Raw genomic sequence first — 24326 nt, 5'->3', positions numbered from 1 at the left:
GATGGCGCCGCCGCGCACCTTCCTGTGGTCCCGGCGCGTCTTCCTCACCCTGCTCGCCGGCTTCGTGCTGGTCCCGGTGTACGTGATGGTCTCCAGCTCGCTGAAGCCCTTGCAGGACGTGTCCGGGAAGTTCCGCTGGCTGCCGAGCGGACTGACCTTCCGGCCGTACGTCGACATCTGGTCGACGGTCCCGCTCGCCCGGTACTTCGCCAACTCGCTGATCGTGGCGGGCACGGCGACGGTCTGCTCGGTCGTCATCGCCGTGTTCGCGGCCTACGCCGTCAGCCGGTACGACTTCCCCGGCAAGCGCGTCTTCACGGTGACCGTGCTGTCCACGCAGATGCTACCCGGCATCCTCTTCCTGCTGCCGCTGTTCCTGATCTACGTCAACATCGGCAACACCACCGGCATCGCCCTGTTCGGCTCCCGCGGCGGCCTCATCCTCACCTACCTCACCTTCTCGCTGCCGTTCTCCATCTGGATGCTGATCGGCTACTTCGACTCGGTGCCGCGCGACCTGGACGAAGCGGCGCTGGTGGACGGCTGCGGCCCGCTGAAGGCGCTGCTGCGGATCGTGGTGCCGGCCGCGACCCCGGGCATCGTCGCGGTCGCCGTCTACGCCTTCATGACCGCCTGGGGCGAAGTGCTCTTCGCCTCCGTCATGACCAACGACACCACCCGCACCCTCGCCGTCGGCCTCCAGGGCTACTCCACCCTCAACGACGTCTACTGGAACCAGATCATGGCCGCCTCGCTGGTCGTCAGCGTCCCCGTGGTGGCCGGCTTCCTGCTGCTCCAGCGCTATCTCGTCGCGGGTCTGACGGCGGGTGCCGTCAAGTGACCCCCACCCCTGATCCCGAAGGGACTTCCGTGTCCGAACCCATCGACCTCGCCGCCTTCCCGCCCGACTTCCTGTGGGGCACGGCGACCGCGTCGTACCAGATCGAGGGAGCCGTGGCCGAGGACGGCCGCTCGCCGTCCATCTGGGACACCTTCTCGCACACCCCCGGGAAGACCGCGAACGGCGACCACGGCGACACCGCGTGCGACCACTACCACCGCTGGCGCGAGGACCTCGGCCTGATGCGGCAACTCGGCGTCAACGCCTACCGGCTGTCCGTGGCCTGGCCGCGTGTGATCCCCGGCGGGACCGGCGAGGTGAACCCCAAGGGCCTCGCGTTCTACGACGAGTTGGTGGACGCCCTGCTGGAGGCGGGCATCACCCCGTCCGTCACCCTCTACCACTGGGACCTGCCCCAGGTGCTCCAGGACCGCGGTGGCTGGCCCGAGCGGGACACCGCGCAGGCGTTCGCCGAGTACGCCTCCGTCGTGGCCGGCCGCCTCGGCGACCGGGTGCGGCTGTGGAGCACCCTCAACGAGCCGTCCTGCTCGGCCTGGATTGGCCATCTGGAGGGCAAGATGGCGCCCGGCTGGACCGACCTCACCGCCGCCGTGCGCGCCTCCTGCCATCTGCTCCTCGGCCACGGTCTGGCCACCCAGGCGATCCGCGCCGCCGCCCCGGGCGCCGAGGTCGGCATCGTCAACAACCTCTCCACCGTGCACCCGGCCACCGACCGCCCCGAGGACGTGGCGGCGGCCCGCCGGCACGACGGCCACGTCAACCGCTGGTGGCTGGACCCGGTGCACGGCCGGGGCTTCCCCGCCGACATGCGCGAGGTCTACGGCGTCGAACTGCCCCTGGACGAGGCCGACCTGGCGACCATCGCCACCCCGCTCGACTGGCTGGGCCTGAACTACTACTTCCCGGCGTACGTCGCCCACGACCCCGACGGGCCCGCGCCGTACGCCCGTTCCGTCCGGCGCGAGGGCGTCGCGCGCACCGGCATGGACTGGGAGATCGACGCGTCCGGCATCGAGACGCTGCTGCTGAGGCTCACCGAGGAGTACGGCGCCCGCAGGCTGTACGTCACCGAGAACGGCTCCGCCTTCCCGGACGTGGTGCGCCCCGACGGCAGCGTGGACGACCCCGAGCGCCAGGACTACCTGGAGCGCCACCTCGCGGCCTGCGCCTCGGCCGCCCGCAAGGGCGCCCCGCTGGCCGGCTACTTCGCCTGGTCCCTGCTGGACAACTTCGAGTGGGCCTACGGCTACGACAAGCGGTTCGGACTGGTCCACGTCGACTACGCGACCCAGGTCCGCACCATCAAGGGCTCCGGCCACCGGTACGCGGACATCGTCCGCGTCCACCGCGGCCGGACACGCCGGGCCGCCTGAGCCCCGGCCCGGACGGCCGGTGGACACGGCCGGGGAGTGCCGTGTCCACCGGCCCGCTTCTCCCTCTCGTTCTGTCATGAACACGACAGACGCGTAGTACCTCCACCGCACCAGGAGACCCAAGGAGAGCCGCATGCCACCCCGTGTTTCCCGCGCCCTGCCCGCCGCCCTGGCCGCCGCCACGGCCCTGCTGTGCTCCGGACCGCTGCTGGCGGCCCCCGCCACCGCCGCCCCGGCCGCCGCCCCCGCCGCCGGCTGGGACACCGACCGGGCGGCCGCCGCCTACGCGCTGAACCCGGCCGCCGTCACCGCCTCCGGCAGCGAGAACGCCGGCAGCGGGCCCGGCCTCGCCGTCGACGGCAACGGCGCCACCCGCTGGTCCAGCGACTTCGCCGACAACGCCTGGCTCCGCGTCGACCTCGGCTCCGTGGTCCGCGTCGACCGCGTCGTCCTCGACTGGGAGGCCGCCTACGGCAAGCGCTACGTCCTGGAGGTCTCCGGCAACGGCACCGACTGGACGCCCTTCTACACCGAGACCGCGGGCACCGGCGGCTCGGTCACCGCGCACACCTACCCGCAGGAGGTGACCGGCCGCTACGTCCGGCTGCGCGGCCTGGAGCGCGCCACGCCCTACGGCTACTCCCTGTGGAGCTTCAAGGTCTACGGCGGCGAGCCGGCCCCGGCCTCGACGGCCCGCACCAACCTCGCCCTCAACCACCCGGCGTACAGCAACTACTACCAGGACGCCGGCCACTCGCCGGCGTTCCTCACCGACGGCGGCTGGCCCGCCGGCCTCAAGGGTGACGCCAGCCGCTGGTCCAGCGACTGGAACACGGACCGGTGGGTGTCGGTGGACCTGGGCGCGCGCTCCACCATCGACACGGTCGACCTGTACTGGGAGTCGGCCTACGCCGTCGACTACCTCGTCCAGGTCTCCGACGACAACCGCACCTGGCGGACGGTCTACGAGCCGGCGGCCGCCGACATCGCCGCCCGGCGCTCCGCCGTCGCCGCGCCGTCCGACGCGGCCGGCCTGCACGACACGGTCAAGCTGCCCTCGCCCGCGACCGGCCGCTACGTCCGCATGCTCGGCAAGGAACGCCGCTCCTTCTACAACCCGGCGCCCGCCACCGCCCAGTTCGGCTACTCGCTCTACGAGTTCCAGGTCTGGGGCACCGGCGGCAGCGCGTCCGCCGCCTACCCGGCGCTGCCCGCCGACCCCGCCGGCAGCTACCGCACCACCTTCTTCGACGACTTCACCGGCGCCTCGCTCGACCGCTCCAAGTGGCGCGTGGTGCGCACCGGCACCGAGATGGGCCCGGTCAACGGCGAGTCCCAGGCGTACGTCGACTCCGCCGACAGCGTCCAGACGCGCAACGGCAGCCTGGTGCTGAAGGCCGGGTACTGCAAGGGCTGCACCAAGGCGGGCGGCGGCACCTACGACTTCACCTCCGGCCGGGTCGACACCCACACCCACGTCGACTTCACCTACGGCAAGGTCAGCGCCCGGATGAAGCTGCCCGTCGGCGACGGGTTCTGGCCGGCCTTCTGGCTGCTCGGCAGCAACGTCGACGACCCGTCCGTGTCCTGGCCGGCCTCCGGCGAGACCGACATCATGGAGAACATCGGCTACCCGGACTGGACCAGCTCCGCGCTGCACGGCCCCGGCTACTCGGCCGACGGCAACATCGGTGCCCGCCAGACCTATCCGAACGGCGGCACGGCCGACCAGTGGCACACCTACGCGGTCGAATGGACCCCGACGGCGCTGCGCTTCTTCGTAGACGACCGGCTGGTCCAGGAGACGACCCGGAACAAGCTGGAGTCCACCCGGGGCCAGTGGGTCTACGACCACGACCAGTACGTGATCCTGAACCTCGCCCTCGGCGGCGCCTACCCGGCCGGCTGGAACAAGGTCACCTCGCCCTACTGGGGCCTGCCCCAGTCCAGCGTCGACAAGATCGCGGCCGGATCGGTGCAGGCCGAGATCGACTGGGTGCGGGTCGAGCAGAAGGGCTGAGCCGACAGATCGCGGACGCGCCCCGGCCGCCGGAAGCCGGGGCGCGTCCCGTCGGACGGCGGAGTGCGTCGGCCTGGACGTGCGAGTCGTCGGGGCCCGCAGTCTGATCGGCGTCCGGGTGCGCGCCCCGTCCAGGACCGTGTGGACGGGGGCAGGCCGGGTTCGTGACGCGGCCGCGGTGCCGAGCGGGCCGTGGGGGACCTGCCGGCGCGGACGGACGCAGGAGAGGGCTTCCGGGAGGCAGCAGCCGGCCTTCGCTCTCCCACGGGGTGAGCCCGAGCGCCGTCCGGACCGAGGACCGCCGACGAGCGCCTCTACCGCGCTGAGAGCGTGACGTGGTCGGCCGGGTCGTCGCCGAGACCGTCGACGGGCGCACCACCCGGTTCGCCTACGACGCCGCCGGACGCCGCACCACCCGCACCACGCCCACCGGCGCCGTGACGCGGTCCGCCTACGACGAGGCGGGCAACCGCACGGCGCTGCCCAGTGACGGCCACGCCCTGGCCTTCACCCACGACGCCTGGGACAAGGAGCTGACGCGCACCTTCGGACCCGCCGAGGCGCCGGTCACCCTCACCTCGGGCTGGAACGAGGTGGGCCGGCTGACCTCGCAGCTGCTCACCGCCGGCGGCCGTACCCTGCGCGCCCGGGCCTACGACTACCGGGCCGACGGCTGCCTCGAGCGGATCTCCGACGAACTGCGCGGCACCAGCCGCGGCTTCGACCTCGACCCGGTCGGCCGCCCCCTGCGCGTCACGGCCGAGAACTGGTCGGAGGCGTACGCCTACGACAGCGCCGGCAACGAGGTGACCGCCGAGTGGCCCGACGCGGCCGCACGCACGGAGGGCCGCGGTGGGCGCACCTACGAGGGCACCCGGGTCCTGACCGCCGGACGGGTCCGCTACGAGTACGACGCCGCGGGCCGCACCATCCTGCGTCAGAAGACCCGGCTGTCGAAGAAGCCGGACACCTGGCGCTACACCTGGGACGAGGAGAACCGCCTGGTCGCCTGCGTCACCCCGGACGGCACCCGGTGGACGTACTCGTACGACCCGCTGGGGCGGCGCACCGCCAAGCACCGCATGGCCGACGACGGGCGCACCGTCGTGCACTCCGTCCACTTCACCTGGGACGGCACCCGGCTGGCCGAGCAGACCGACACGGCCCACCACATCACCACCACCTGGGACTACGAGGGCCACCGGCCGCTGACCCAGCTCAAACGCCGCATCGGCCCCGGGCAGGAGCCGCAGGACGAGATCGACGCGCGCTTCTTCGCGATCGTCACCGACCTGGTGGGGGCACCCAGCGAACTCGTCGACGAGCGGGGCGCCATCGCCTGGCGTTCCCGGTCCACCGTGTGGGGCGCCACGAGCTGGAACCGGGACGCGACGGCGTACACACCGCTGCGCCTGCCCGGACAGTACGACGACGCCGAGACCGGCTACTACAACTACCAGCGTCACTACGACCCGGACACCGCGCGCTACGCCAGCCCCGACCCGCTCGGCCTCGGCCCGGCGCCCAACCCGGTCGCGTACGTCACCAACCCGCACACCCGGATGGACCCCGAGGGCCTGATCGCCAAGGGATGCACGGAGAACGGCGGCTGGTACAGCGGCCTGCAGCCCGCGAACCTCCTGGACGACGACAAGAACCGCGTCAATCCCGTCGACCAGGAGATCAACCACCTTCCCGCGAAGGCGTCGTACTCCCACCTCGACATGCCCGGCTTCCGGACGAACAAGAAGGGCGGTGGCGCCGGCATGGGTCCCGCGATCCGCATGGACGCCGCGGACCACCGGGAGCTGATGAGCACGGGCTCCAGCAGGGAGAGCGAGGCCTGGCGCGCGCAACAGCGGCAGCTCATCGACGCCGGACGCTGGGACGAGGCCATGAAGACGGACATCGACGAGATCCGCGACCTGTACGGCGACAAGTACGACACCCACATCAAGGACATGGTCGACAGCCTGAAGAACAACAGGAAGTTCCAGGCCATGCTGGAGAAGAAGGGCTGGACGATAAACTACGACATCCTGAAATGACGTGACGGCACCGCATACGGTACGGACTGAGGGGCTGGCGATGGACCTGGTACTCGACCCGCCGCGCGGAGTCGCGCCGATCCTGCTGGGCATGACGCTCGACGAGGCGCTCGCCGCGGTGCCCGACTGGGGCGAGCCCCGGGTGCTGCGCCGGCCGAGCCGGAACTCGGCGAAGGCGTCCTGGACCCTGGACCACGTCGGCGTGCAGGCCCTCGTCGAGGGCGGCGCCCATGTCACCGCGATCGAGCTGTGGTGGCCCGGTGAGGGCCGCACGTCCAGCACGCGCGTCCTGCTGGAGGGGGACGAGGTGTTCACCACCCCTGCCGAAGACCTCTTCCGGCGTGCCGCGGAACGGGGCTGGACGGTCGACACGTCGCAGCCGGAGTACCCGGTGATCCCCGGGGTGTCGCTCGGCTTCACCCGGCAGACCTCCCAGGAGGCCGAGCGGGACGCCGACGGTCCGCCGAAGTACGTCACCTCGGTGCTGGTGGGCGGCAAGGACTACTACGACTACCGGTACGAGCAGCGCGATTGATCCCCGCGCCCTGCGGAGGAGCCGACCGCGGGCCACCAGGACCGGGCGTGCTTCACACGCCCGCCTCCGCCAGGAACCGGCTGGGCTTGCCGGACCAGGAGACGTACAGGCTGTCGCGGGCCCGGGTGCAGGCGACGAACAGCAGGCAGCGCTCGGACATCAGGTCCGTCTCGTGCTGCTTGGCGTCCACCTCCGGCGGCGTGACGGCCTTCGGGAAGGGCAGCGCGTCCCCGGTGACGCCGATGACCGCGACGCAGCGGAACTCCAGGCCCTTGAACGAGTGCATGGTCCCGACCCGCACGGCCGCCGCCTCCCCGGCGGTGTCGGTGGAGCGCAGCGTCGTGGCGGGTATGCCCGCGTCCTTCAGACGCCCCACCGCCTTCGCGCACGGACCGTGCGCCGCTGCGTCACCGTGCCTGCTCGCCGAGGGTGATGGCGTGCGCCTTCTTCATGTGGTTGGCGATGCTCACCGGTGCGCCCGTGTAGTCGCATGACGGGCACGTCCACCACACGCCCTCGGACGCGGCGCGCGCTCACTGCATGCCCGGGGCCGTACCCGTGCCCGTGGAGCAACCGGTTCGGCGTCGAGGTGACGCAGGTGCGGGGCGGAAAGGAGCTGCTCGGCGATGCTCCAGACGATCTCGCAGTGTGTGTGGACGAGGGCGAACGCCTCGGCGGTGGGCGCGTACTTCTCGTGCAGCGCACGGATCTCGTCGGGTCCCGGAACGCTCATCCGGCGAGCGTGACAACCGCCGTGGAAAGGCCCGTATGGTTCTCCTGCCCGGGAACCTGACCGGTCCGTGCGGGGCAGAAGCCGGGCCGGTGGTCAGCGTGCCGCCAGCTCCCGCAGCAGCGGCTCGGACGCCGTCTTCGCCGCGGCCGTCCGCGAGCCGCGCCACAGCCACCGCACATCCCGCCCGAAGGACCACACCAGCGAGCCCAGCGCGACCAGCACGACCGCCAGCTGGGCCGGGTACGGCGGCAGCCCGGAGGCCGCCAGCAGCAGGCAGACGCCCTGGACGGCGGCGACGGCCTTGCGCGCGAAGGACGGCGGCAGCGGCGCCGTCAGCCACGGCGCGCACCGGGCCGCCGCGACGAACGCGTACCGCATGCCGCCGATCAGCAGCACCCACGGCCCGAGCCGCGCCGCCACGTACACGCTGAGCACCAGGATCAAGAACGCGTCCACCTCCATGTCGAACCGCGCGCCCAGCGCCGAGCAGGTGCCGGTGCGGCGGGCGACCTTGCCGTCCACCCCGTCCAGCAGCAGCGCCACGGCGGTCAGGGCGACCAGCGCCGGCACCGGCGGCGCCCCCGCGAAGGAGTCCGCGACCAGCGCCGTCACCCCGCCGACCAGCGCGGCCCGGCCCAGCGTGACCCGGTTCGCCGGACCGAACGCACGCAGCCGGGAGCGGTGCACGGCGCGGGAGAGCACCGCCCAGGTGGCCGACGCGAAGACCAGCCCGGCCAGCCAGCCGGCCGGCCCCATGCCGGTCACCGGACCGAGCAGCGCCAGCAGCAGGACCTGCGCGCCCGCTCCCGCGGCGGTCTCCTGGCCGAGCCTCGCGTCGTACGTGTTGTTCAGGGCCACCGCACATCCTCCGGCCGAGTGACAGAGTCGATCAGCGCCGCGTACTGTGCGCGGCCTGTGCCACCCGGTACGTGAACCGCTTCCCGATCGTTCAGGAGGACGCCGATGAACCACTCGGCCCGCGCGTTCTGGCTCCGCTCGCCCGGCCACGGGGAACTGCGCGACGTCACCCTCCCCGCGCCCGCCGGGGACGAGGTCCTGGTGCGCGCCCTGTACTCCGGGGTCAGCCGCGGCACGGAGACCCTGGTCTTCCGCGGCGGGGTGCCGCACAGCCAGCACGCCGTGATGCGGGCGCCGTTCCAGGAGGGTGACTTCCCGGGCCCGGTGAAGTACGGCTACCTCAGCGTCGGCGTGGTGGAACAGGGCCCGGCCGCGCTGGCCGGCCGTACGGTCTTCTGCCTGTACCCGCACCAGAGCCGCTACGTCGTCCCGGCCGGCGCCGTCACCGTGGTGCCCGCGCGGGTGCCCGCCGAACGCGCCGTACTGGCCGGGACGGTGGAGACCGCGGTGAACGCCCTGTGGGACGCGGCCCCGCTGATCGGCGACCGGATCACGGTGGTCGGCGGCGGCATGGTCGGCTGCGCGGTCGCCGCGCTGCTCGCCCGGTTCCCGGGCGTGCGGCTCCAGTTGGTCGACGCCGACCCGGCCCGCGCCCGTACCGCCGAGGCGCTCGGCGTGGACTTCGCCGCGCCCGCCGACGCCCTCGGCGACCGCGACCTCGTCGTGCACGCCAGCGCCACCGAGGCCGGCCTCACCCGGGCCCTGAGCCTGCTCGCCCCGGAGGGCACGGTGGTCGAACTGAGCTGGTACGGCGACCGGACCGTGGCCCTGCCGCTCGGCGAGGCCTTCCACTCCCGGCGGCTCACCGTGCGCGGCAGCCAGGTCGGCACCGTCTCCCCGGCCGCCCGGCCCGGCCGCGGCTACGCCGACCGGATGGCCCTCGCCCTGGACCTGCTCGCCGACCCGGCGTTCGACGCGCTCGTCACCGGGGAGAGCGACTTCGAGGAACTGCCGTCCGTGCTGCCCCGGCTGGCGTCCGGCGAGCTCCCCGCCCTGTGCCACCGCATCCGCTACCCGGAGACCACCTGACCTGAGAAAAGAGTGAGCACACGCTGAACACGGGGAAGCGATGAGCCGTACTACACGGCATCCCCCGGCGGGCAGGAACGGGGGAGCGAAGGCGCCGCACCGGGAGGGTCGTCCGTTGTTCAGCATCACCGTCCGCGATCACCTCATGATCGCCCACAGTTTCCGCGGCGAGGTCTTCGGCCCCGCACAGCGACTGCACGGGGCCACCTTCCTCGTGGACGCGACGTTCCGCCGCGAGCAGCTGGACGAGGACAACATCGTCGTCGACATCGGGCTGGCCACCCGGGAACTGGGCGCTGTCGTCGCCGCGTTGAACTACCGCAACCTGGACGACGAACCCGGCTTCGAGGGCGTCAACACCTCCACCGAATACCTGGCCAAGGTCATCGCCGACCGCCTCGCCGACCGCGTCCACGAGGGCGCCCTGGGCGAGAACGCCACCGGCCTGTCGGGCCTGACGGTCACCCTGCACGAGTCGCACATCGCCTGGGCGAGTTACGAGCGTGCCCTGTGACCGACCGGACCGCGCGGCGGACCCGCCCCGGGCCCGTCCCTCCGCTGCGGCCCGCCGCCGGCACCACCGGAATCGTCCCCATGTCCCTGCGCACCGTGCACTTCGTGATGCCGGGCGGCGTCGACGACCCGGCCGCGCCCAGCGGCGGCAACGCCTACGACCGGCGGATCTGCCTGGACCTGCCCGGCTTCGGCTGGCAGGTCACCCGGCACACCGTCCCCGGCGGCTGGCCGCGGCCCGACGGCACCGCCCGCGACCGGCTCGCCCGCACCCTGCGGGACCTGCCGGACGGCACCGTCGTCCTGCTCGACGGCCTGGTGGCCTGCGGCGTCCCGGAGACCGTCGTGCCCGAGGCCGGGCGGCTGCGCCTGGCGGTCCTCGTCCATCTGCCGCTCGGCGACGAGACCGGCCTGGACCCGGCCGTCGCCGCCGGCCTGGACGCCCGGGAGCGTGCGGTGCTGCGGGCCGCGGGCGCGGTGATCGCCACCAGCGACTGGGCGGTCCGCCGGCTCGTCTCCCACCACGGCCTCGCCCCCGGCCGGGTGCACGCCGCCGCGCCCGGCGCCGACATCGCGCCCCTGGCACCCGGCACCGACGGCGTCTCCCGGCTGCTGTGCGTGGCCGCCGTCACCCCGCGCAAGGGCCAGCACCGGCTGGTGGAGGCGCTGGCGTCGGTCCGGGACCTGCCGTGGACCTGCGCGTGCGTCGGCGGCCTCGGCCACGACCCCGGGTACGTGGCCCGGCTGCGGGAGCTGATCGCCCGCTACGGCCTCACCGACCGCCTGCACCTGACCGGCCCGCGCACCGGCGCCGGCCTGGCGGCGTCCTACGCCACGGCCGACCTGATGGTCCTCACCTCCCGCGCCGAGACCTACGGCATGGCGGTCACCGAGGCCCTGGCCCGGGGCATCCCCGTCCTCGCCACCGACGTCGGCGGCCTGCCCGAGGCGCTCGGCCGCGCACCGGACGGCACGGTGCCCGGCATCCTCGTCCCGCCGGAGGACCCCGCCGCGCTCGCCGCCGCACTGCGCGGCTGGTTCGGCGAGCCCGACGTACGCCGCCGCCTCAGGGCCGCGGCCCGGGGCCGCCGCGCCGCGCTCGCCGGCTGGCCGGCCACGGCCCGCACCCTGGCGGGAGTCCTCCACCGGCTCCCGGAACCCCCGAGGAGGGCGGCATGACGACTCCGCAGGACGGCCCCGCCCCCGTGATCGCCGGCGCCGGACCCGTGACCGGCCCCAGCGAACGGGCCACCCTACGGCTGCGGGACGGCGGTTCCGAGGACCCGCCGCGGTACGCGCCCGAGTGGCTGCGGCTGCGGGAAGGCGCCGACGCGGCGGCCCGCGCGCGGGAGCTGCTCGGCCCGTTGCGGAGCCGGCTGGCCGCGTCGCCGGACCGGACGGGCGGGCTGGCCGTGCACGACCTCGGCTGCGGCACCGGCTCGATGGGCCGCTGGCTCGCGCCCCGCCTGCCCGGCGCCCAGCACTGGATCCTGCACGACCGCGACCCCGGCCTGCTGCGCTTCGCCGCCGACGCCGCCCCGCGCACCGCCGCCGACGGCAGCCGCGTCACCGTCGAGACCCGGCACGGCGACCTCGGCCTGCTCACCCCGGACGCGCTGGCCGGGGCGGGTCTGGTGACCGCCTCCGCACTGCTCGACGTCCTCACCCGGGAGCAGGCCGTGACCCTGGCGGACGCCTGCGCGGGCGCCGGCTGCCCGGCCCTGCTCACCCTCTCCGTCGCCGGCCGCGTCGACCTCGCCCCGGCCGACCCGCTGGACACCGCGATCACCTGGGCGTTCAACGCCCACCAGCGGCGCGCCGGGCTGCTCGGCCCGGACGCGGTCACCGCGGTCTGCGAGGCGTTCACCGAGCGCGGGGCGACGGTCCGCCTGCACCCGAGCCCGTGGCGGCTCGGCCCCCAGGACGCCGCGCTGACCGCGCAGTGGCTGCGCGGCTGGGTGAGCGCGGCCGTCGAACAACGGCCGGAACTGCGCGCCCCCGCCGAGCGCTACCTGACCGCACGGCTCGCCGCCTGCGCGTCGGGCACCCTCCGCGTCACCGTCCACCACACCGACCTGCTGGCGCTGCCCCGACCGACGGGCGCCCCGGCATGACGGAGAAACCACGCATAGCGGGTCGGCAGGCCCCGACGCCCGGCGACGGCGCACGCGCCGTCCCGGTCCCGACGCGGCCGGTCCCCGGTACCGTCCCCCCGCGGTCCGTCGGCCGGGCCCTGCGGGCGCGTCTCGGTGTGGTCGTCGGTGCCGGGGTGGTCGGGGTGTTGCTGTGGCGGTTCGGTGCCGGTGTGCCGCTCGACGGGTTGCGGCGGATCGATGCCGTGACCGTGCTGGCCGCGTTGGGCATCGGCGCCGTCACCACCGTGTCCAGCGCCTGGCGCTGGCAGTTGGTGGCGTGCGGACTGGGGCTGCGGCTGCCGTTCGGGCCGGCCGTCGCCGACTACTACCGCGCGCTGTTCCTGAACGCGGCCCTGCCGGGCGGCATCCTGGGCGATGTGCACCGCGCGGTACGGCACGGGCGGAGCGCCGGTGACGTACGGCGCGCAGTGACAGCGGTCGTACTGGAACGCGTCGCGGGACAGCTCGCGCTGGCCCTGGCCGGTACGGCGGTGCTGCTCACCCTGCCGTCCCCGGTGCGCGCCCGACTCCGGGACCTCGCACCGCCGGTGGCGGCCGCCGGCGTACTCGTCGCCGTACTCGCCGTCGTACTGGCCCGCCGCACCGGTGGTCCGCGCCGGCTGCTCGCCGAGGCCCGGCGGGGCCTGGCGTCCCGGCCCGGCGGATACGGAGTCGCGCTGTCCTCCGCGGTCGTGCTGGCCGGACACCTGGCCACGTTCGTCCTCGCGGCCCGGGTCACCGGCTCGGCCGCCCCGGTGCCGGTGCTGCTGCCGCTCGCGGTGCTCGCCCTGCTGGCCATGGGCCTGCCGCTGAACGCCGGCGGTTTCGGGCCGCGCGAGGGCGTCACCGCCTGGGCGTTCGGCGCGGCGGGCCTCGGCGCGGACCGCGGGGTCGCGGTCGCCGTCGTCTACGGCGTGCTGAGCCTCCTGGCGAGCCTGCCCGGCGCCGCCGTCCTGGTCCGGCGCCGGTACGCGGGCCCGCGCACCCCGGGCGCCGCCGCGCCGCCAGACGACTCCCCGCCGGCCGGGGCCGCCCCCATGGGTCCCGGCCGCGGGGCCTTCCCGCGCTATCGCGGCGCCGGCGCCCGGGTGAGCAGCGAGAAATACGGCCCGAAGGACTCCGCGAGGCTCGCCAGCAGTTTCTTTCCCTTGTCCGCCGAACCCAGGGAAGGACGGCCGACGACGCCCGATTCGGTATAGGCGGACATTCCCACGGTGAGCAGATGACGTCGGTCGTCGGCGACGACGTCGGCCGACTCGTGACCAGGGCGGACAGAGGCGGGGTGAGCGTGCAGCAGGATCGACGTCTCGATCTCTCCCGCGTGCATGTCGGTGAGCAGCGAGGTGACCACCCCGGCCCGCTCCCGCGCCGTCTCCCAGTCCTCCGCGGCCGGGAACAGCGCCATCCGCTCACCGCGCGCGGTGGCCTCCTGGACGACGTTGCCCAGCACGTAGTTGCCGCCGTGCCCGCTGACCACGACCAGCGCGGTCACGCCCGAACGGCGCAGCGACGCCGCGATGTCGGAGACCACCGCGTGCAGCGTCACCGCGGAGATGCTGACGGTGCCCGGCCAGGCCGCGTGCTCGTGCGAGCAGGAGACCGTCACCGGAGGAAGGAGGAGCACCGGGTGGGCGGCGGCGATCTCCCGCGCCACGGCGCAGGCCACCAGCGTGTCGGTCGCCAGCGGAAGATACGGGCCGTGCTGCTCGAAGCTGCCGACGGGAAGGACGGCGACCTGTGCCGTACCACCCGACAGCCGGTTCCGTACGTCGTCCGTGGTGTCCCCGGGCAGCACGCCGTCCGCCCCGCCGAAGCCGTCCGTCCGCGTGCCCGAACCACTCATCTCTTCATGGCCTTTCGTCTCTGCTTAGGAATCAGATCATGACAGAAAACACCGGCACCGACATCGGCGTACTCGGCGGGAAGTCCCCGCGGCGTTCGGGCGCGGAACGCGTCGTGAACGCGCCGCTGCCCACCGTGTACGGGAAGTTCCAGGCGATCGGTTACCTGGACCACGACCGCGGCGACGAACAAGTCGCCCTGGTGTACGGCGAGATCGGCGCCGACGGCGTGCTGACCCGGCTGCACTCGGAATGCCTGACCGGGGACGCGTTCGGCTCCCGGCACTGCGAGTGCGGCGACCAGCTCGCGGCCGCTCTGCGCGCGGTGGCCGCCGAAGGCAGCGGCGTGGTCGTCTACTTGCGCGGACACGAGGGCCGCGGCATCGGCCTGCTCGCCAAGCTGCGCGCGATGGCCCTCCAGGCGGAGGGCCTGGACACGGTGGAGGCGAACCTCGCCCTGGGCCTGCCGGTCGACGCCCGCGACTACGGCGTGGCCGCGGAGATCCTGCGCGACCTCGGGGTGCGTTCGGTACGGCTGATGTCCAACAACCCGCGCAAGCGGGAGGCGCTGGTCCGCCACGGAGTGCGGGTCACCGAGCAGGTGCCGCTGCTGATCGAGCCGTGCGAGAGCAACATCACCTACCTGCGGACCAAGCGGGAACGGCTGGACCACCACCTGCCCCATCTGGACGCCGTCGCCCACGGTTCCTGACCGGAAAGCCCCGGTTCGGCGGACCGCCCGGTGGACAGGATCACCGCGCGGTCCGGTCCCCGGGACGGGCCGGCGACGTGGTGAGGAGGCGACGGCGTGCACCTCGGGACGACCGGTGCCCGGCGGCCGGCCCGGACGGGAGCGGCGCATCACCCGCACGGGGGGACGCCCGGGGCGGGAGCACGGGTGATCCGCACCCCGGCGCGTACCCTTCGTGGTCGTCAGCCCCCCGAGCGCCGGCCGGTCCGCGGCCGGCGCCCCGCGCCCGGAGGCCCGTCCCGTATGACCGAGCTGCACCTGTGGCTGCGCCACGAGCACCGCACGACCGAACGGCGCACGCCGGTCGTCCCCGCCGACGCCCGCCGCCTGGTGGACAGCGGGATCACGCTCACCGTCGAGGAGTCCCCGCAGCGGATCTTCCCGCTCCGGGAGTACGAGGCGGCCGGCTGCGGCGGCGCCCCGGCCGGCTCCTGGCCGACCGCACCCCGGGACGCGGTCGTTCTCGGTCTGAAGGAACTCCCCGACGCTCCCGGCGAGCTGACGCACCGGCACGTCTACTTCGGGCACGCCTACAAGCGGCAGCCGGGTGCCGCCGGGCTGCTGCGCCGGTTCGCGGCCGGCGGCGGGGCGCTGCTGGACCTGGAGTACCTCGTCGACGAGGAGGGCCGCAGGCTCGCCGCGTTCGGTTTCTGGGCGGGCTATCCGGGCGCCGCGCTCGCCGTGCTGCGCCACCGGGGCCGGCTCACCGCGCCGCTCGCCCCCACGACCAAGGACGACCTGGACGCCGTACTGCGGCCGCGGCCCGGGGACCCGGAGTTCACCGCGCTGGTGATCGGCGCCCTGGGCCGCAGCGGGCGTGGCGCCGTGGCCGCCTTCCGGACGGCGGGCGTCGAGGCGGTCCGCTGGGACCTGGCGGAGACCCGCGACCTGGACCGGCGGGCGCTGCTCGGACACGACGTGCTGGTCAACGCGGTCCTCGCCACCACCGTGGTCCCGCCGTTCCTGCGCCCGCGGGACCTCGACTCCCCGGCCCGCCGGCTGCGCACCCTGTGCGACGTCACCTGCGACGTCGGCTCCCCGTTCAACGTGCTGCCCGTCTACGACCGCACCACCGACTGGGCGGAGCCGGTGCGCCGGCTGCGCGAGCGGCCCCCGCTGGACCTGATCGCCATCGACAACCTGCCGGCCCTGCTGCCCGGGGAGTCCAGTACCGACTTCTCGGCGGCCCTGCTGCCGCAGCTCCTCGCCTTCGGCCCCGGCGGCGCCTGGGGCCGCTGTCTGGACCGGTTCGACCAGGCCTGCCGTGAACTCGGCATCGAGAAGAGGGAGTTCGACTCATGACCGACCGTGTCCCGGCGAGCGGCACCGTCCACTGGGTCGGCGCCGGACTGTCCACCGGCAGCGGGCTCGCCGCCCTGTGCGCCACGGCGGACCGGGTGCTGCTGTGGCACCGCACCGCGGACCGCGCGGCCGGGGCGCTGGCCGGCCTGGGGCTGACGGGCCGCGCCGAGCCCCGCGCCCTCACCCCGGACGCCCTCGCCGCCGCGCTGGACCCCGGGGACGTGGTGGTGTCGATGCTGCCGGCCTCCGGACACGCCGGGCTGCTCGCCGTCTGCGCGCGCGCCGGGGCGCACTTCGCCTGCTCCAGCTATGTGTCGCCGGACCTGCTGGCGCACGGGGAGGCGGCGCGGGCGGCCGGGCTGACCGTGCTCGCCGAGACCGGCCTCGACCCGGGCATCGACCACCTCTTCGCCCACAGCCTCATCGGCCGGGCCCGGGCCCGGATCGGCGCTCACACCCCGGCCTCCTACCGGCTCACCTCCTACTGCGGCGGCGTCCCGGCGGTGCCGAACGACTTCCGGTACCGCTTCAGCTGGGCCCCGTTCGGTGTCCTCAACGCCCTGCGCACGCCTGCCCGTTACCTCCAGGACGGCACCGAGACCACGGCCGGCCGGCCCTGGGAGGCGACCCGGCCGCTCGTCCTGGACGGCGAGACCTTCGAGGCGTACCCGAACCGCGACAGCATCCCGTTCATCGCCCACTACGGCCTGCCCGCCGCCTGGACCCCGCGCACCTTCGTGCGGGGCACCCTCCGTCTGGCCGGCTGGCTGAAGGCATGGGAGCCCGTCTTCAAGGAGCTGACGACGGGCGACGACGAGCGGATCGCCGCGCTGGCCCGGGAACTGGCGGCGGCCCACCCGACCACGCGGGCCGACCGCGACCGGGTGGTGCTCTCCGTCCGGCTGGAGGTCGACGCGGGCGCGGGCCGCCAGTGGACCGGCGCCTATCTGCTCGACGTGACCGGTGACGCCGTGGAGTCGGCGATGGCCCGCTGCGTCTCCCTCCCGCTCGCCCTGGGCGTCCGCCACATCCTGGACGGCAGCCTGCCCGCGGGCCTGCAACGCGCCGCGCAGACCCCGCAGCGCGCGGACCGCTGGCTGGGCGAACTCGCCGACGAAGGACTGCGGTTCACACTGACCCTGGGGCAGTAGCCGGCCGCCGGCCGGTCCGCCGCGGCCGTCGCGTCCGGGGGCGGCCGGCGGTCAGTGCCTGATCGCCTCGTGCACCAGCCGGCGCAGCTCGGGCAGGACCTTCAGGCCCTTCGGGCGCACCTGGGTCATGAACTGCACGGTGAGGTCGTGGGCCGGGTCGACCCAGAACGCGGTGGTGGCGACGCCGGTCCAGCCGTAGCTGCCGAGGTGGGACGGGGCCAGGGTGCGGGCCGGGTCGGTGACGACGGAGACGTTGAAGCCGAAGCCGAGGCCGTCCATGGCCGGACCCCGGTGGACCGGGGCGCCGAAGGACCGGATGGCGGCACCGCCCGGCAACTGGTTGCGGGTCATCAGGGCCAGCGTCCCGGGGGACAGCAGCCGTATGCCGTCCAGCTCGCCGCCCCGGCGCAGCAGCTCCATGAAGCGGTGGTAGTCGTGGGCGGAGGAGACCAGGCCGCCGCTGCCGGACAGGAACCGGGGCCGGCCCTGCACCGGCAGCCCCGCGATCGGCTCGATGCCGCCCTCGTCCGTCTCGCCGTACAGCTCGGCCAGCCGCTCCTGCTGCCCGGGCGCGAGGTGGAAGCCGGTGTCGGTCATGCCGAGCGGGCCCAGGATCCGCTCGGCGAAGAACGCGTCCAGCGGCTGCCCGGAGACCACCTCGATCACCCGGCCCAGCACGTTGGAGGCGACCGAGTAGTTCCACCGGGTGCCCGGGTCGAACTGGAGCGGCATCCGCGCGTACAGCTCGACGGTCTCCGCGAGGTCCTTGCCGGGCGGCACCGCGTACTCCAGGCCGGCCGCGCGGTAGAGCGCGTCCACCGGGTGGCGGTGGTAGAAGCCGAAGGTCAGGCCCGCGGTGTGGGTGAGCAACTGCCGGATCAGGATCGGCCCGGCGGCCGGCCGGGTGCGCACCCCGGCGCCCGTACCGCCGGTGTACACCCGGGGAGCGGCGAACGCGGGCAGATGCCGGTCGACCGGGTCGTCCAGCGACAGCCGGCCCTCCTGCGCCAGCATCAGCACCGCCACCGCGGTGACCGGCTTGGTCATCGAGTAGATCCGCCACAGCGTGTCCGGCTCCACCGGCAGCCCGGCCGCGACGTCCCGCAGGCCGTAGACGGTCAGATGGGCGACCCGGCCGCCGCGGGCAACCGCCACCAGGTACCCGGGCAGGCGGCCCTCGTCGACATGCCGGGCGAAGTGCCGGTCCAGGCGGTCCAGCGCCCCGGCGTCCAGTCCCGCCTCCGCCGCCTCGGCGTCCTGTCGCAGCTCTGCCATCGCTCTCCTCCGGTCGCGTCGTCCGCGGCGCCCCCGGCCGCAGCGTCGGCCCGGACCGCTCGCCCTGCTCCTCCCCGCGTCCGGCCCCCGCCTACCCATCGTCGCGCGGGACGGCCGGCCGGGCCCGGCCGCCCGGAGGGAATGCGCGGGATGCACACGGCGGTTGAACCGGCCATGACTCAGGACCCCACCCAGGACGCCCTGCTCCGCCTGCTCTCCGCGGGCCACGGCGGCGTACTGGTCACCCTGCGCCGCGACGGCCGGCCCCAGCTGTCCAACGTCAGCCACGCCTACGATCCCGCGGAACGGATCATCCGGATCTCGGTCACCGACGACCGCGCCAAGACCCGCAACCTCCGCCGCGACCCGCGCGCCTCCTACCACGTCACCGGCGAGGACCGCCGGGCGTACACCGTCGCCGAGGGCACCGCCGAGCTGACCCCGGTCGCCGCCGACCCGCACGACGAGACCGTGACGGAGCTGATCCGGCTCTACCGGGACGTCCTCGGCGAACACCCGGACTGGGACGACTACCGGGCCGCCATGGTCCGAGACCGCCGCCTGGTGGTCCGCCTGCGGGTCGAGCGGGCGTACGGCATCCCGGAGAGCTGAGCCGCGCGGGGGGCGCCCGGCTACGGCGCCCCGGCGGTGCGTGCCTCGATCGCCCGCAGCACGGCGACCATGTCCTCGCCGCCGTGCCCCCGCGCCACCGTCTCCTCGAACAGGCCGTGGCAGACGTCGAGGAGCGGGGAGGCGAGGCCGGCCGCGCGGGCCGCGCCGGCGATCAGCCGGTTGTTCTTCAGCACGTCCAGCGCCGCCGCCTGCACCGCGAAGTCCCGTTCGCGCAGCTTCGGCGCCTTCATCCGGGACACGCCGCTGGCCATCGGGCCCGCGTCCAGGACGTCCAGGAACAGCCGGCGGTCCAGGCCCTGGCGCTCGGCGAAGTGGAACGCCTCGGCCAGCCCGGTCACCAGCGTGATCAGGAACAGGTTCACCGACAGCTTCATCAGCAGCGCCCCGGGCACCGGACCGCAGGCGAACGTCTCCCCGCACAGCGGCGCCAGCAGCGGCCGTACGGCGGCCACCGCGTCCTCCTCGCCGGCCAGCATGGCGACCAGCCGCCCCTGCTCCGCCGGCACCCGGGACCCGGAGACGGGCGCCTCGGCGTACCGGCCGCCGGCCGCGCGGATGTCGGCCTCCAGGGCGCGGGAGTACTCGGGCGAGGTGGTCCCCATGTGGACCACCGTCCGGCCCGCCACCCGCGCGGCCAGCGCGGGCGTGCCCCGGCCGAGCACCGCGTCCACCGCCGCCTCGTCGGCGAGCATCAGCAGCACCACGTCCGCCCGCGCGAACACCCCGGCGGCGTCCGCCGCGACCTCGGCGCCGGCCGCGCGCAGCGGCTCGGCGCGGTCCGGAGTCCGGTTCCAGACCACCAGCGGGACGCCGGCCGAGGCCAGGCGCAGGGCCATGGGCCGGCCCATCACTCCGAGACCGATGAATCCGACGTGCACGGCAGGCCGCCCTTCGCGCCACGCATCGACTATGACAGCGGTCATAGTAGCGCCGTTATGACGGTGGTCATAGAGTGGAGGCGGTGAACGGAGGGTGGCGATGAGCGAGGCGCGGCGCGGACCACGGGAGCGGATGGTCTTCAGCGCGGCCCAGCTCATCCGGCGGCACGGGGTCACCGCGACCGGTATGCGCGAGGTCGCCGCGCACGCGGACGCGCCGCGCGGCTCCCTCCAGCACTACTTCCCGGGCGGCAAGGAACAGCTGGTCAACGAGGCGGTCGAGTGGGCCGGCCGGTACGCGGGCGGGCGGATCGCCCGGTTCCTGGCCGGGTTGGAGGAGCCGACGCCGAGCGCACTGTTCGCGGCGATGGCCGAGCAGTGGACCGACGAGTACACGGCGGACGGCTTCACGGCGGGCTGCCCGGTCGCCGCCGCCACCGTCGACTGCGCCTCCCTGAGCGACACCGCCCGCGGGGCCGCGGCCGCCGCGTTCGCCGCCTGGCGGACCCCGCTCGCCGCGGCCCTGACGGACCTGGGCGTGCCCGCCGCGCGGGCCGGGTCGCTGGCCACCCTCATGATCAGCACCCTGGAGGGCGCGATCCTGCTGGCCCGGGCCGAACGGGACGTCGGGCCGCTCACCACGGCCGTGCGGGAACTCGGCCCACTGCTCGACGCCGCCGCCGGCCGCTGACAAGCCGGCGGCGACGCACACGGCCTGCCCGGCGAGAACGCCACCCGGCCACGGACTCCGGCACCGGTGCTCCCAGGGTGCTCCACCCCGGTGCCGGACGCCGGGCGGGCCGCCATGCGGGGCCCGGAGAGCCGGGAGAGCCGGCGGTCCGCCGCCGGGACGGCCCGCGCCAGGGCCCGGCGGGCCCACGCGCCGGCGCGGTGGGCCGCGGTCCGGCCGGACCTGCCGGTCAGCGCCCCGGTGCGGGGCGCTGCCTCACTGGCGGCTGACCGTGCGGGTGACACCGGCGATCACCGTCGTCGCCAGAATCCAGCCGGTGAGCACCAGGACGTAGGCCAGCACCTGGTAGCCGCCGCGCGGCGCGAACGCGGAGTCCTGGCCGAAGGAGAGCACCGGCAGCAGCAGGTCGAGCGTGTAGAACACCGGGTGGAACGGCGGCGCCTCGTCCGGCTTCAACGGCCTGGGCGGGTGCGCCGCGAACGCGAGCGAGCCGAGCGCGAGCAGCGACAGCAGCCAGCCGGCCGCGCGCAGCGGACGGAAGCCGTAGCCGACCGTGACGTCCTGGAGCAGGCCCCACACCCGGCCGTACCAGGGCAGCGTGTGCCGGTGCCGGCGCTGCCCGGCGAGCTGCACCAGACGGGCCGCGTGATCGTCGCCGACCCGGCGGTAGGCGGCCGTCAACTGCGCGTAGGCGTCCGGGACATAGCCGTCGCGCTCGCGCTCCAGCAAGGGCAGCCGGCGCTCGGCCGGCTCGTGCGGGACCAGCGAGGTGTACGTCAGGCCGCCGAGCAGCACCTCCTCGGGCGCCGACTCCGGTTCCAGCAGCAGGACGTCGAGCTGGGCGCGGCGCAGACTGAGGGCGCCCTCCATGGGCGGGGCCTTGCGCAGCCACAGCTCTCCGATGGCGGCGCTGCCGGCCCGCAGAGCGGAGCCGCCCGGATGCGCGAGCAGGGTGTACGACAGGTCGAGCCGCCCCGCGATCCGGGCGCCGCGCAGCCCCATCCAGCCGTGCACCTCGGCGTGCCGGACCAGCATGTCGCCCGCGACGGCGAGCGTCTCCGCGTCGAGCGCGGCGTGCCCGGGGTGGCTGAGCCGCGCCTCGCCGAGGTTGAGCGACCCGGCGACGGTGGCGCCGTTGAGCCGTATCTGCCCGTGGGTGCGCAGCCCAGGCGCCCACAGATCGGCGCCCAGGGCGGCCTGGTTGAGCTGGAGTACCGGCTCCTCGGCGCCGGGCGCGCCCACCTCGGCGCTCTCCAGGTACAGGCTGCCGCTGATCCGGGCGCCGCCCAGCCGCAGGACGCCCAGACAGCGGGTGCGGGTCATCCGCACCACACCGTCGACGTGCACGGCGTGCGCGACCAGACCGGGCAGGACGGATTCGCTGAGGTTGAGTTCGCGCAGCCGGGCGGCGTAGCACCGCGGGGCCTCGTCGAAGCGGCAGTGCCGCAACCGCACCGGGTGGTCGATCGTCGCGTACTGCAGGTCGAGCCGGCCGGTGATCCGGGCGCCCGCCAGGCTCAGCGACGGTATCTCCCCGTCCTGCCGCGGCCCGTCGAGCAGCAGCGCCCGCAACACCCGGGCACGCACGGTCCGTTCGGGTCCCCAGCGCTCCGCGTCGGCGGGATCGTCGTCGGGTGACCGGCGGAAGTCCACCGATTCCCCCCGCGGGAAGGCCCGCCACACCCGTTCCTCGGCCGCCGTCAGCTCGTCGGTCTCCACCAGCGGGACTCTGACGTGCGCCGCGACCGGCTGTCAATGCGCCCGGAGCCCGGGCGCCCCCGAGCCGCCGGCGGGGGCGGGTCGGGGCACCCGGGCTCCGGGGTGCCGGTTACGGCCGGACGTTCCACTCGGTGATCACCGGGTGGCCGTGTTCCGTGGACAGCCGGCTGACCGTGCCGGTGGCCAGCTGGAACAGCCGGCCCTGCGCGGGCGGCAGGCCCAGGCGGCGGGCGGTGAGGACGCGCAGGAAGTGGGCGTGGGCGACGAGCACCACGTCTCCTACGGCCAGGTCCGCCTCCAGCCGGGCCAGCACCCGGTCGGCGCGGGCGCCGACCAGCGCGGGCGACTCGCCCGGATGACCCTCGGGGCCGGGCGGCACACCGTCGGTCCACAGGTCCCAGTCCGGCCGGGTGCGGTGGATCTCGGCGGTGGTGACGCCCTCGTAGCCGCCGTAGTCCCATTCGTGCAGGTCGCTATCGGGCACGACGGCGGGCAGGCCGGCCAGTTCGGCGGTGCGCAGCGCGCGGGCCAGGGGGCTGGCCAGCGCGCGGGCGTAGGTCCGGCCGGTGAGGAGCGGGGCGAGGGACTTGGCCTGTTCCTCGCCGTGCCCGGTCAGGGGCAGGTCGGTGAAGCTGGTGTGCTGTCCCGACCTGCTCCACTCCGTCTCACCGTGGCGGACCAGCAGGAGGTCCCCCACGGCGGGTCAGTCCTTCTTCTCGACCGCGTGGCCGCCGAACTGGTTGCGCAGCGCGGCGATCATCTTCATCTGCGGCGAGTCGTCCTGGCGGGAGGCGAACCGCGCGAAGAGGGAGGCGGTGATCGCCGGCAGCGGCACCGCGTTGTCGATGGCCGCCTCCACGGTCCAGCGGCCCTCGCCGGAGTCCTCCGCGTAGCCGCGCAGCTGCTGGAGGTGCTCGTCCTCGTCCAGCGCGTTGACCGCGAGGTCCAGCAGCCAGGAGCGGATGACCGTGCCCTCCTGCCAGGAGCGGAACACCTCGCGGACGTTCTCCACGGAGTGCACCTTCTCCAGCAGCTCCCAGCCCTCGGCGTAGGCCTGCATCATCGCGTACTCGATGCCGTTGTGGACCATCTTGGAGAAGTGCCCGGCGCCGACCCGGCCGGCGTGCACATAGCCGTACGGGCCCTCCGGCTTGAGCGCGTCGAACACCGGACGCAGCCGGTCCACGTGCTCCTTCTCGCCGCCGACCATGAGCGCGTAGCCGTTCTTCAGGCCCCACACACCGCCGGAGACGCCGGCGTCGACGAAGCCGATGCCCTTGATGCCCAGCGCGGCGGCGTGCTTCTCGTCGTCCGTCCAGCGGGAGTTGCCACCGTCGATGACGGTGTCGCCGGGCGAGAGCAGGTCGCCGAGTTCGTCGATGACGGTCTGGGTGGCGGTGCCGGCCGGGACCATCACCCACACATGGCGGGGCGCGTCCAGCTTCTCGACCAGTTCGGCGAGGTCCTTGACGTCGGAGACTTCCTGGTTGCGGTCGTAGCCGATGACGGTGTGGCCGGCGCGGCGGATCCGCTCGCGCATGTTGCCGCCCATCTTGCCGAGACCGATGAGACCGAGCTGCATGATCAGTTCTCCGATGCGTTCTTGAGAGTGCGGTAGGCGGCGACGAGGGCCTTGGTGGACGGGTCGAGGCCGGGGACGTCGGTGCCGTGGGTGAGGGCGGGTTCGACGCGTTTGGCGAGGACCTTGCCCAGTTCCACGCCCCACTGGTCGAAGGAGTCGATGTTCCATACCGCGCCCTGGACGAACACCTTGTGTTCGTAGAGGGCGATGAGCTGGCCGAGGACGGACGGGGTCAGCTCGGGGGCCAGGATGGTGGTGGTGGGGTGGTCGCCGTGGAAGGTGCGGTGCGTGACCTGCTCCTCCGCGACGCCTTCGGCGCGGACCTCTTCTTCCGTCT

Annotated in this window: 21 protein-coding genes and 4 pseudogenes; 15 read left to right on the top strand and 10 right to left on the bottom strand. The window is 74.3% G+C overall.

The window, feature by feature from the left end; all coding sequences use genetic code 11:
• Position 1: 1 nt before the first annotated feature.
• From ACH4OA_RS11555 to ACH4OA_RS11535, 5 genes are all read left to right on the top strand, one after another.
• Entirely contained in the window at positions 2–841 is an 840-nt protein-coding gene (locus ACH4OA_RS11555; protein WP_365883965.1) for a carbohydrate ABC transporter permease, read from the top strand.
• Between the two features lie 29 nt (positions 842–870).
• A complete protein-coding gene (locus ACH4OA_RS11550) occupies positions 871–2235 on the top strand; it encodes a GH1 family beta-glucosidase (RefSeq protein ID WP_397968779.1) in 1365 nt (454 codons plus the stop codon).
• A gap of 133 nt (positions 2236–2368) precedes the next feature.
• Positions 2369–4255 (top strand): discoidin domain-containing protein, encoded by a 1887-nt coding sequence (locus ACH4OA_RS11545; protein WP_397968777.1) that lies wholly within the window; start codon positions 2369–2371, stop codon positions 4253–4255.
• Between the two features lie 335 nt (positions 4256–4590).
• Positions 4591–6303: an RHS repeat domain-containing protein gene (locus tag ACH4OA_RS11540; RefSeq protein WP_397968775.1), complete on the top strand. Its 1713-nt coding sequence runs from the start codon at positions 4591–4593 to the stop codon at positions 6301–6303.
• Between the two features lie 40 nt (positions 6304–6343).
• Entirely contained in the window at positions 6344–6838 is a 495-nt protein-coding gene (locus tag ACH4OA_RS11535) for a hypothetical protein (protein ID WP_397968773.1), read from the top strand.
• 52 nt (positions 6839–6890) lie between these two features.
• Here ACH4OA_RS11535 and ACH4OA_RS11530 read toward each other — a convergent pair.
• The 3 genes and pseudogenes from ACH4OA_RS11530 to ACH4OA_RS11520 all read right to left on the bottom strand — a co-directional run.
• Positions 6891–7226, bottom strand: a pseudogene (locus ACH4OA_RS11530) (3'-5' exonuclease); the annotation flags it as partial.
• A 183-nt stretch (positions 7227–7409) separates the two neighbouring features.
• Positions 7410–7571 (bottom strand): annotated as a pseudogene (locus tag ACH4OA_RS11525) (phosphohydrolase); the annotation flags it as partial.
• Between the two features lie 93 nt (positions 7572–7664).
• Positions 7665–8429 carry a CDP-alcohol phosphatidyltransferase family protein gene (locus tag ACH4OA_RS11520; RefSeq protein ID WP_397938582.1) on the bottom strand — a complete coding sequence of 255 codons (765 nt, stop codon included), beginning with the start codon at positions 8427–8429 and terminating at the stop codon, positions 7665–7667.
• Between the two features lie 105 nt (positions 8430–8534).
• Between ACH4OA_RS11520 and ACH4OA_RS11515 the strand changes: the two genes are divergently transcribed.
• From ACH4OA_RS11515 to ACH4OA_RS11495, 5 genes and pseudogenes are all read left to right on the top strand, one after another.
• Entirely contained in the window at positions 8535–9518 is a 984-nt protein-coding gene (locus tag ACH4OA_RS11515; RefSeq protein WP_397948382.1) for a zinc-binding alcohol dehydrogenase, read from the top strand.
• A gap of 115 nt (positions 9519–9633) precedes the next feature.
• Entirely contained in the window at positions 9634–10032 is a 399-nt protein-coding gene (locus ACH4OA_RS11510) for a 6-carboxytetrahydropterin synthase (protein ID WP_365941603.1), read from the top strand.
• Entirely contained in the window at positions 10029–11210 is a 1182-nt protein-coding gene (locus tag ACH4OA_RS11505; RefSeq protein ID WP_397968771.1) for a glycosyltransferase family 4 protein, read from the top strand. Before ACH4OA_RS11510 ends, ACH4OA_RS11505 begins: the two co-directional genes overlap by 4 nt.
• Positions 11207–12145 carry a trans-aconitate methyltransferase gene (locus ACH4OA_RS11500; protein ID WP_397968770.1) on the top strand — a complete coding sequence of 313 codons (939 nt, stop codon included), beginning with the start codon at positions 11207–11209 and terminating at the stop codon, positions 12143–12145. The genes ACH4OA_RS11505 and ACH4OA_RS11500 overlap by 4 nt, the downstream gene beginning before the upstream one ends.
• A pseudogene (locus tag ACH4OA_RS11495) lies at positions 12142–13050 on the top strand (lysylphosphatidylglycerol synthase transmembrane domain-containing protein); the annotation flags it as partial. The gene ACH4OA_RS11500 and the pseudogene ACH4OA_RS11495, both read left to right, overlap by 4 nt.
• A 182-nt stretch (positions 13051–13232) precedes the next feature.
• Here ACH4OA_RS11495 and ACH4OA_RS11490 read toward each other — a convergent pair.
• Entirely contained in the window at positions 13233–14009 is a 777-nt protein-coding gene (locus ACH4OA_RS11490; protein ID WP_397968768.1) for a creatininase family protein, read from the bottom strand.
• A 38-nt stretch (positions 14010–14047) separates the two neighbouring features.
• On the opposite strand from ACH4OA_RS11490, the gene ribA reads away from it, so the two are divergent.
• The 3 genes from ribA to ACH4OA_RS11475 all read left to right on the top strand — a co-directional run bounded on the left by ribA (position 14048) and on the right by ACH4OA_RS11475 (position 17211).
• Positions 14048–14719, top strand: a complete 672-nt coding sequence (ribA, locus tag ACH4OA_RS11485; RefSeq protein ID WP_397948390.1) for a GTP cyclohydrolase II — start codon at positions 14048–14050, stop codon at positions 14717–14719.
• Between the two features lie 282 nt (positions 14720–15001).
• Positions 15002–16060 (top strand): saccharopine dehydrogenase, encoded by a 1059-nt coding sequence (locus ACH4OA_RS11480; protein ID WP_397968767.1) that lies wholly within the window; start codon positions 15002–15004, stop codon positions 16058–16060.
• Positions 16057–17211, top strand: coding sequence for a saccharopine dehydrogenase family protein (locus tag ACH4OA_RS11475; RefSeq protein WP_397968765.1), 1155 nt, complete (start codon positions 16057–16059; stop codon positions 17209–17211). Before ACH4OA_RS11480 ends, ACH4OA_RS11475 begins: the two co-directional genes overlap by 4 nt.
• A 51-nt stretch (positions 17212–17262) precedes the next feature.
• Here the strand turns inward: ACH4OA_RS11475 and ACH4OA_RS11470 are convergent, their stop codons facing one another.
• Positions 17263–18486, bottom strand: a complete 1224-nt coding sequence (locus tag ACH4OA_RS11470) for a serine hydrolase domain-containing protein (RefSeq protein WP_397948394.1) — start codon at positions 18484–18486, stop codon at positions 17263–17265.
• A 174-nt stretch (positions 18487–18660) separates the two neighbouring features.
• Between ACH4OA_RS11470 and ACH4OA_RS11465 the strand changes: the two genes are divergently transcribed.
• Positions 18661–19098, top strand: a complete 438-nt coding sequence (locus ACH4OA_RS11465) for a PPOX class F420-dependent oxidoreductase (RefSeq protein WP_365879099.1) — start codon at positions 18661–18663, stop codon at positions 19096–19098.
• Positions 19099–19118: 20 nt separating this feature from the next.
• Here ACH4OA_RS11465 and ACH4OA_RS11460 read toward each other — a convergent pair whose 3' ends face one another.
• Positions 19119–19997, bottom strand: coding sequence for an NAD(P)-dependent oxidoreductase (locus tag ACH4OA_RS11460; RefSeq protein ID WP_397948413.1), 879 nt, complete (start codon positions 19995–19997; stop codon positions 19119–19121).
• 100 nt (positions 19998–20097) lie between these two features.
• On the opposite strand from ACH4OA_RS11460, the gene ACH4OA_RS11455 reads away from it, so the two are divergent.
• Positions 20098–20688, top strand: a complete 591-nt coding sequence (locus ACH4OA_RS11455) for a TetR/AcrR family transcriptional regulator (protein ID WP_397948397.1) — start codon at positions 20098–20100, stop codon at positions 20686–20688.
• Positions 20689–20943: 255 nt separating this feature from the next.
• Here the strand turns inward: ACH4OA_RS11455 and ACH4OA_RS11450 are convergent, their stop codons facing one another.
• The 4 genes and pseudogenes from ACH4OA_RS11450 to ACH4OA_RS11435 all read right to left on the bottom strand — a co-directional run.
• On the bottom strand, positions 20944–22407 hold the full coding sequence (locus tag ACH4OA_RS11450; protein ID WP_397968764.1) for a membrane-associated oxidoreductase: 1464 nt from the start codon (positions 22405–22407) through the stop codon (positions 20944–20946).
• Positions 22408–22516: 109 nt separating this feature from the next.
• Positions 22517–23104, bottom strand: coding sequence for a histidine phosphatase family protein (locus ACH4OA_RS11445; protein WP_365879109.1), 588 nt, complete (start codon positions 23102–23104; stop codon positions 22517–22519).
• Between the two features lie 6 nt (positions 23105–23110).
• Positions 23111–23989, bottom strand: coding sequence for a phosphogluconate dehydrogenase (NAD(+)-dependent, decarboxylating) (gene gnd, locus ACH4OA_RS11440; protein ID WP_365879112.1), 879 nt, complete (start codon positions 23987–23989; stop codon positions 23111–23113).
• A 2-nt stretch (positions 23990–23991) separates the two neighbouring features.
• Positions 23992–24326 (bottom strand): annotated as a pseudogene (locus tag ACH4OA_RS11435) (glucose-6-phosphate isomerase); the annotation flags it as partial.

This window comes from Streptomyces sp. NPDC017095, assembly GCF_044332325.1.
GTDB lineage: Bacteria > Actinomycetota > Actinomycetes > Streptomycetales > Streptomycetaceae > Streptomyces.
This window is presented reverse-complemented; position numbering and strand designations above follow the sequence as displayed.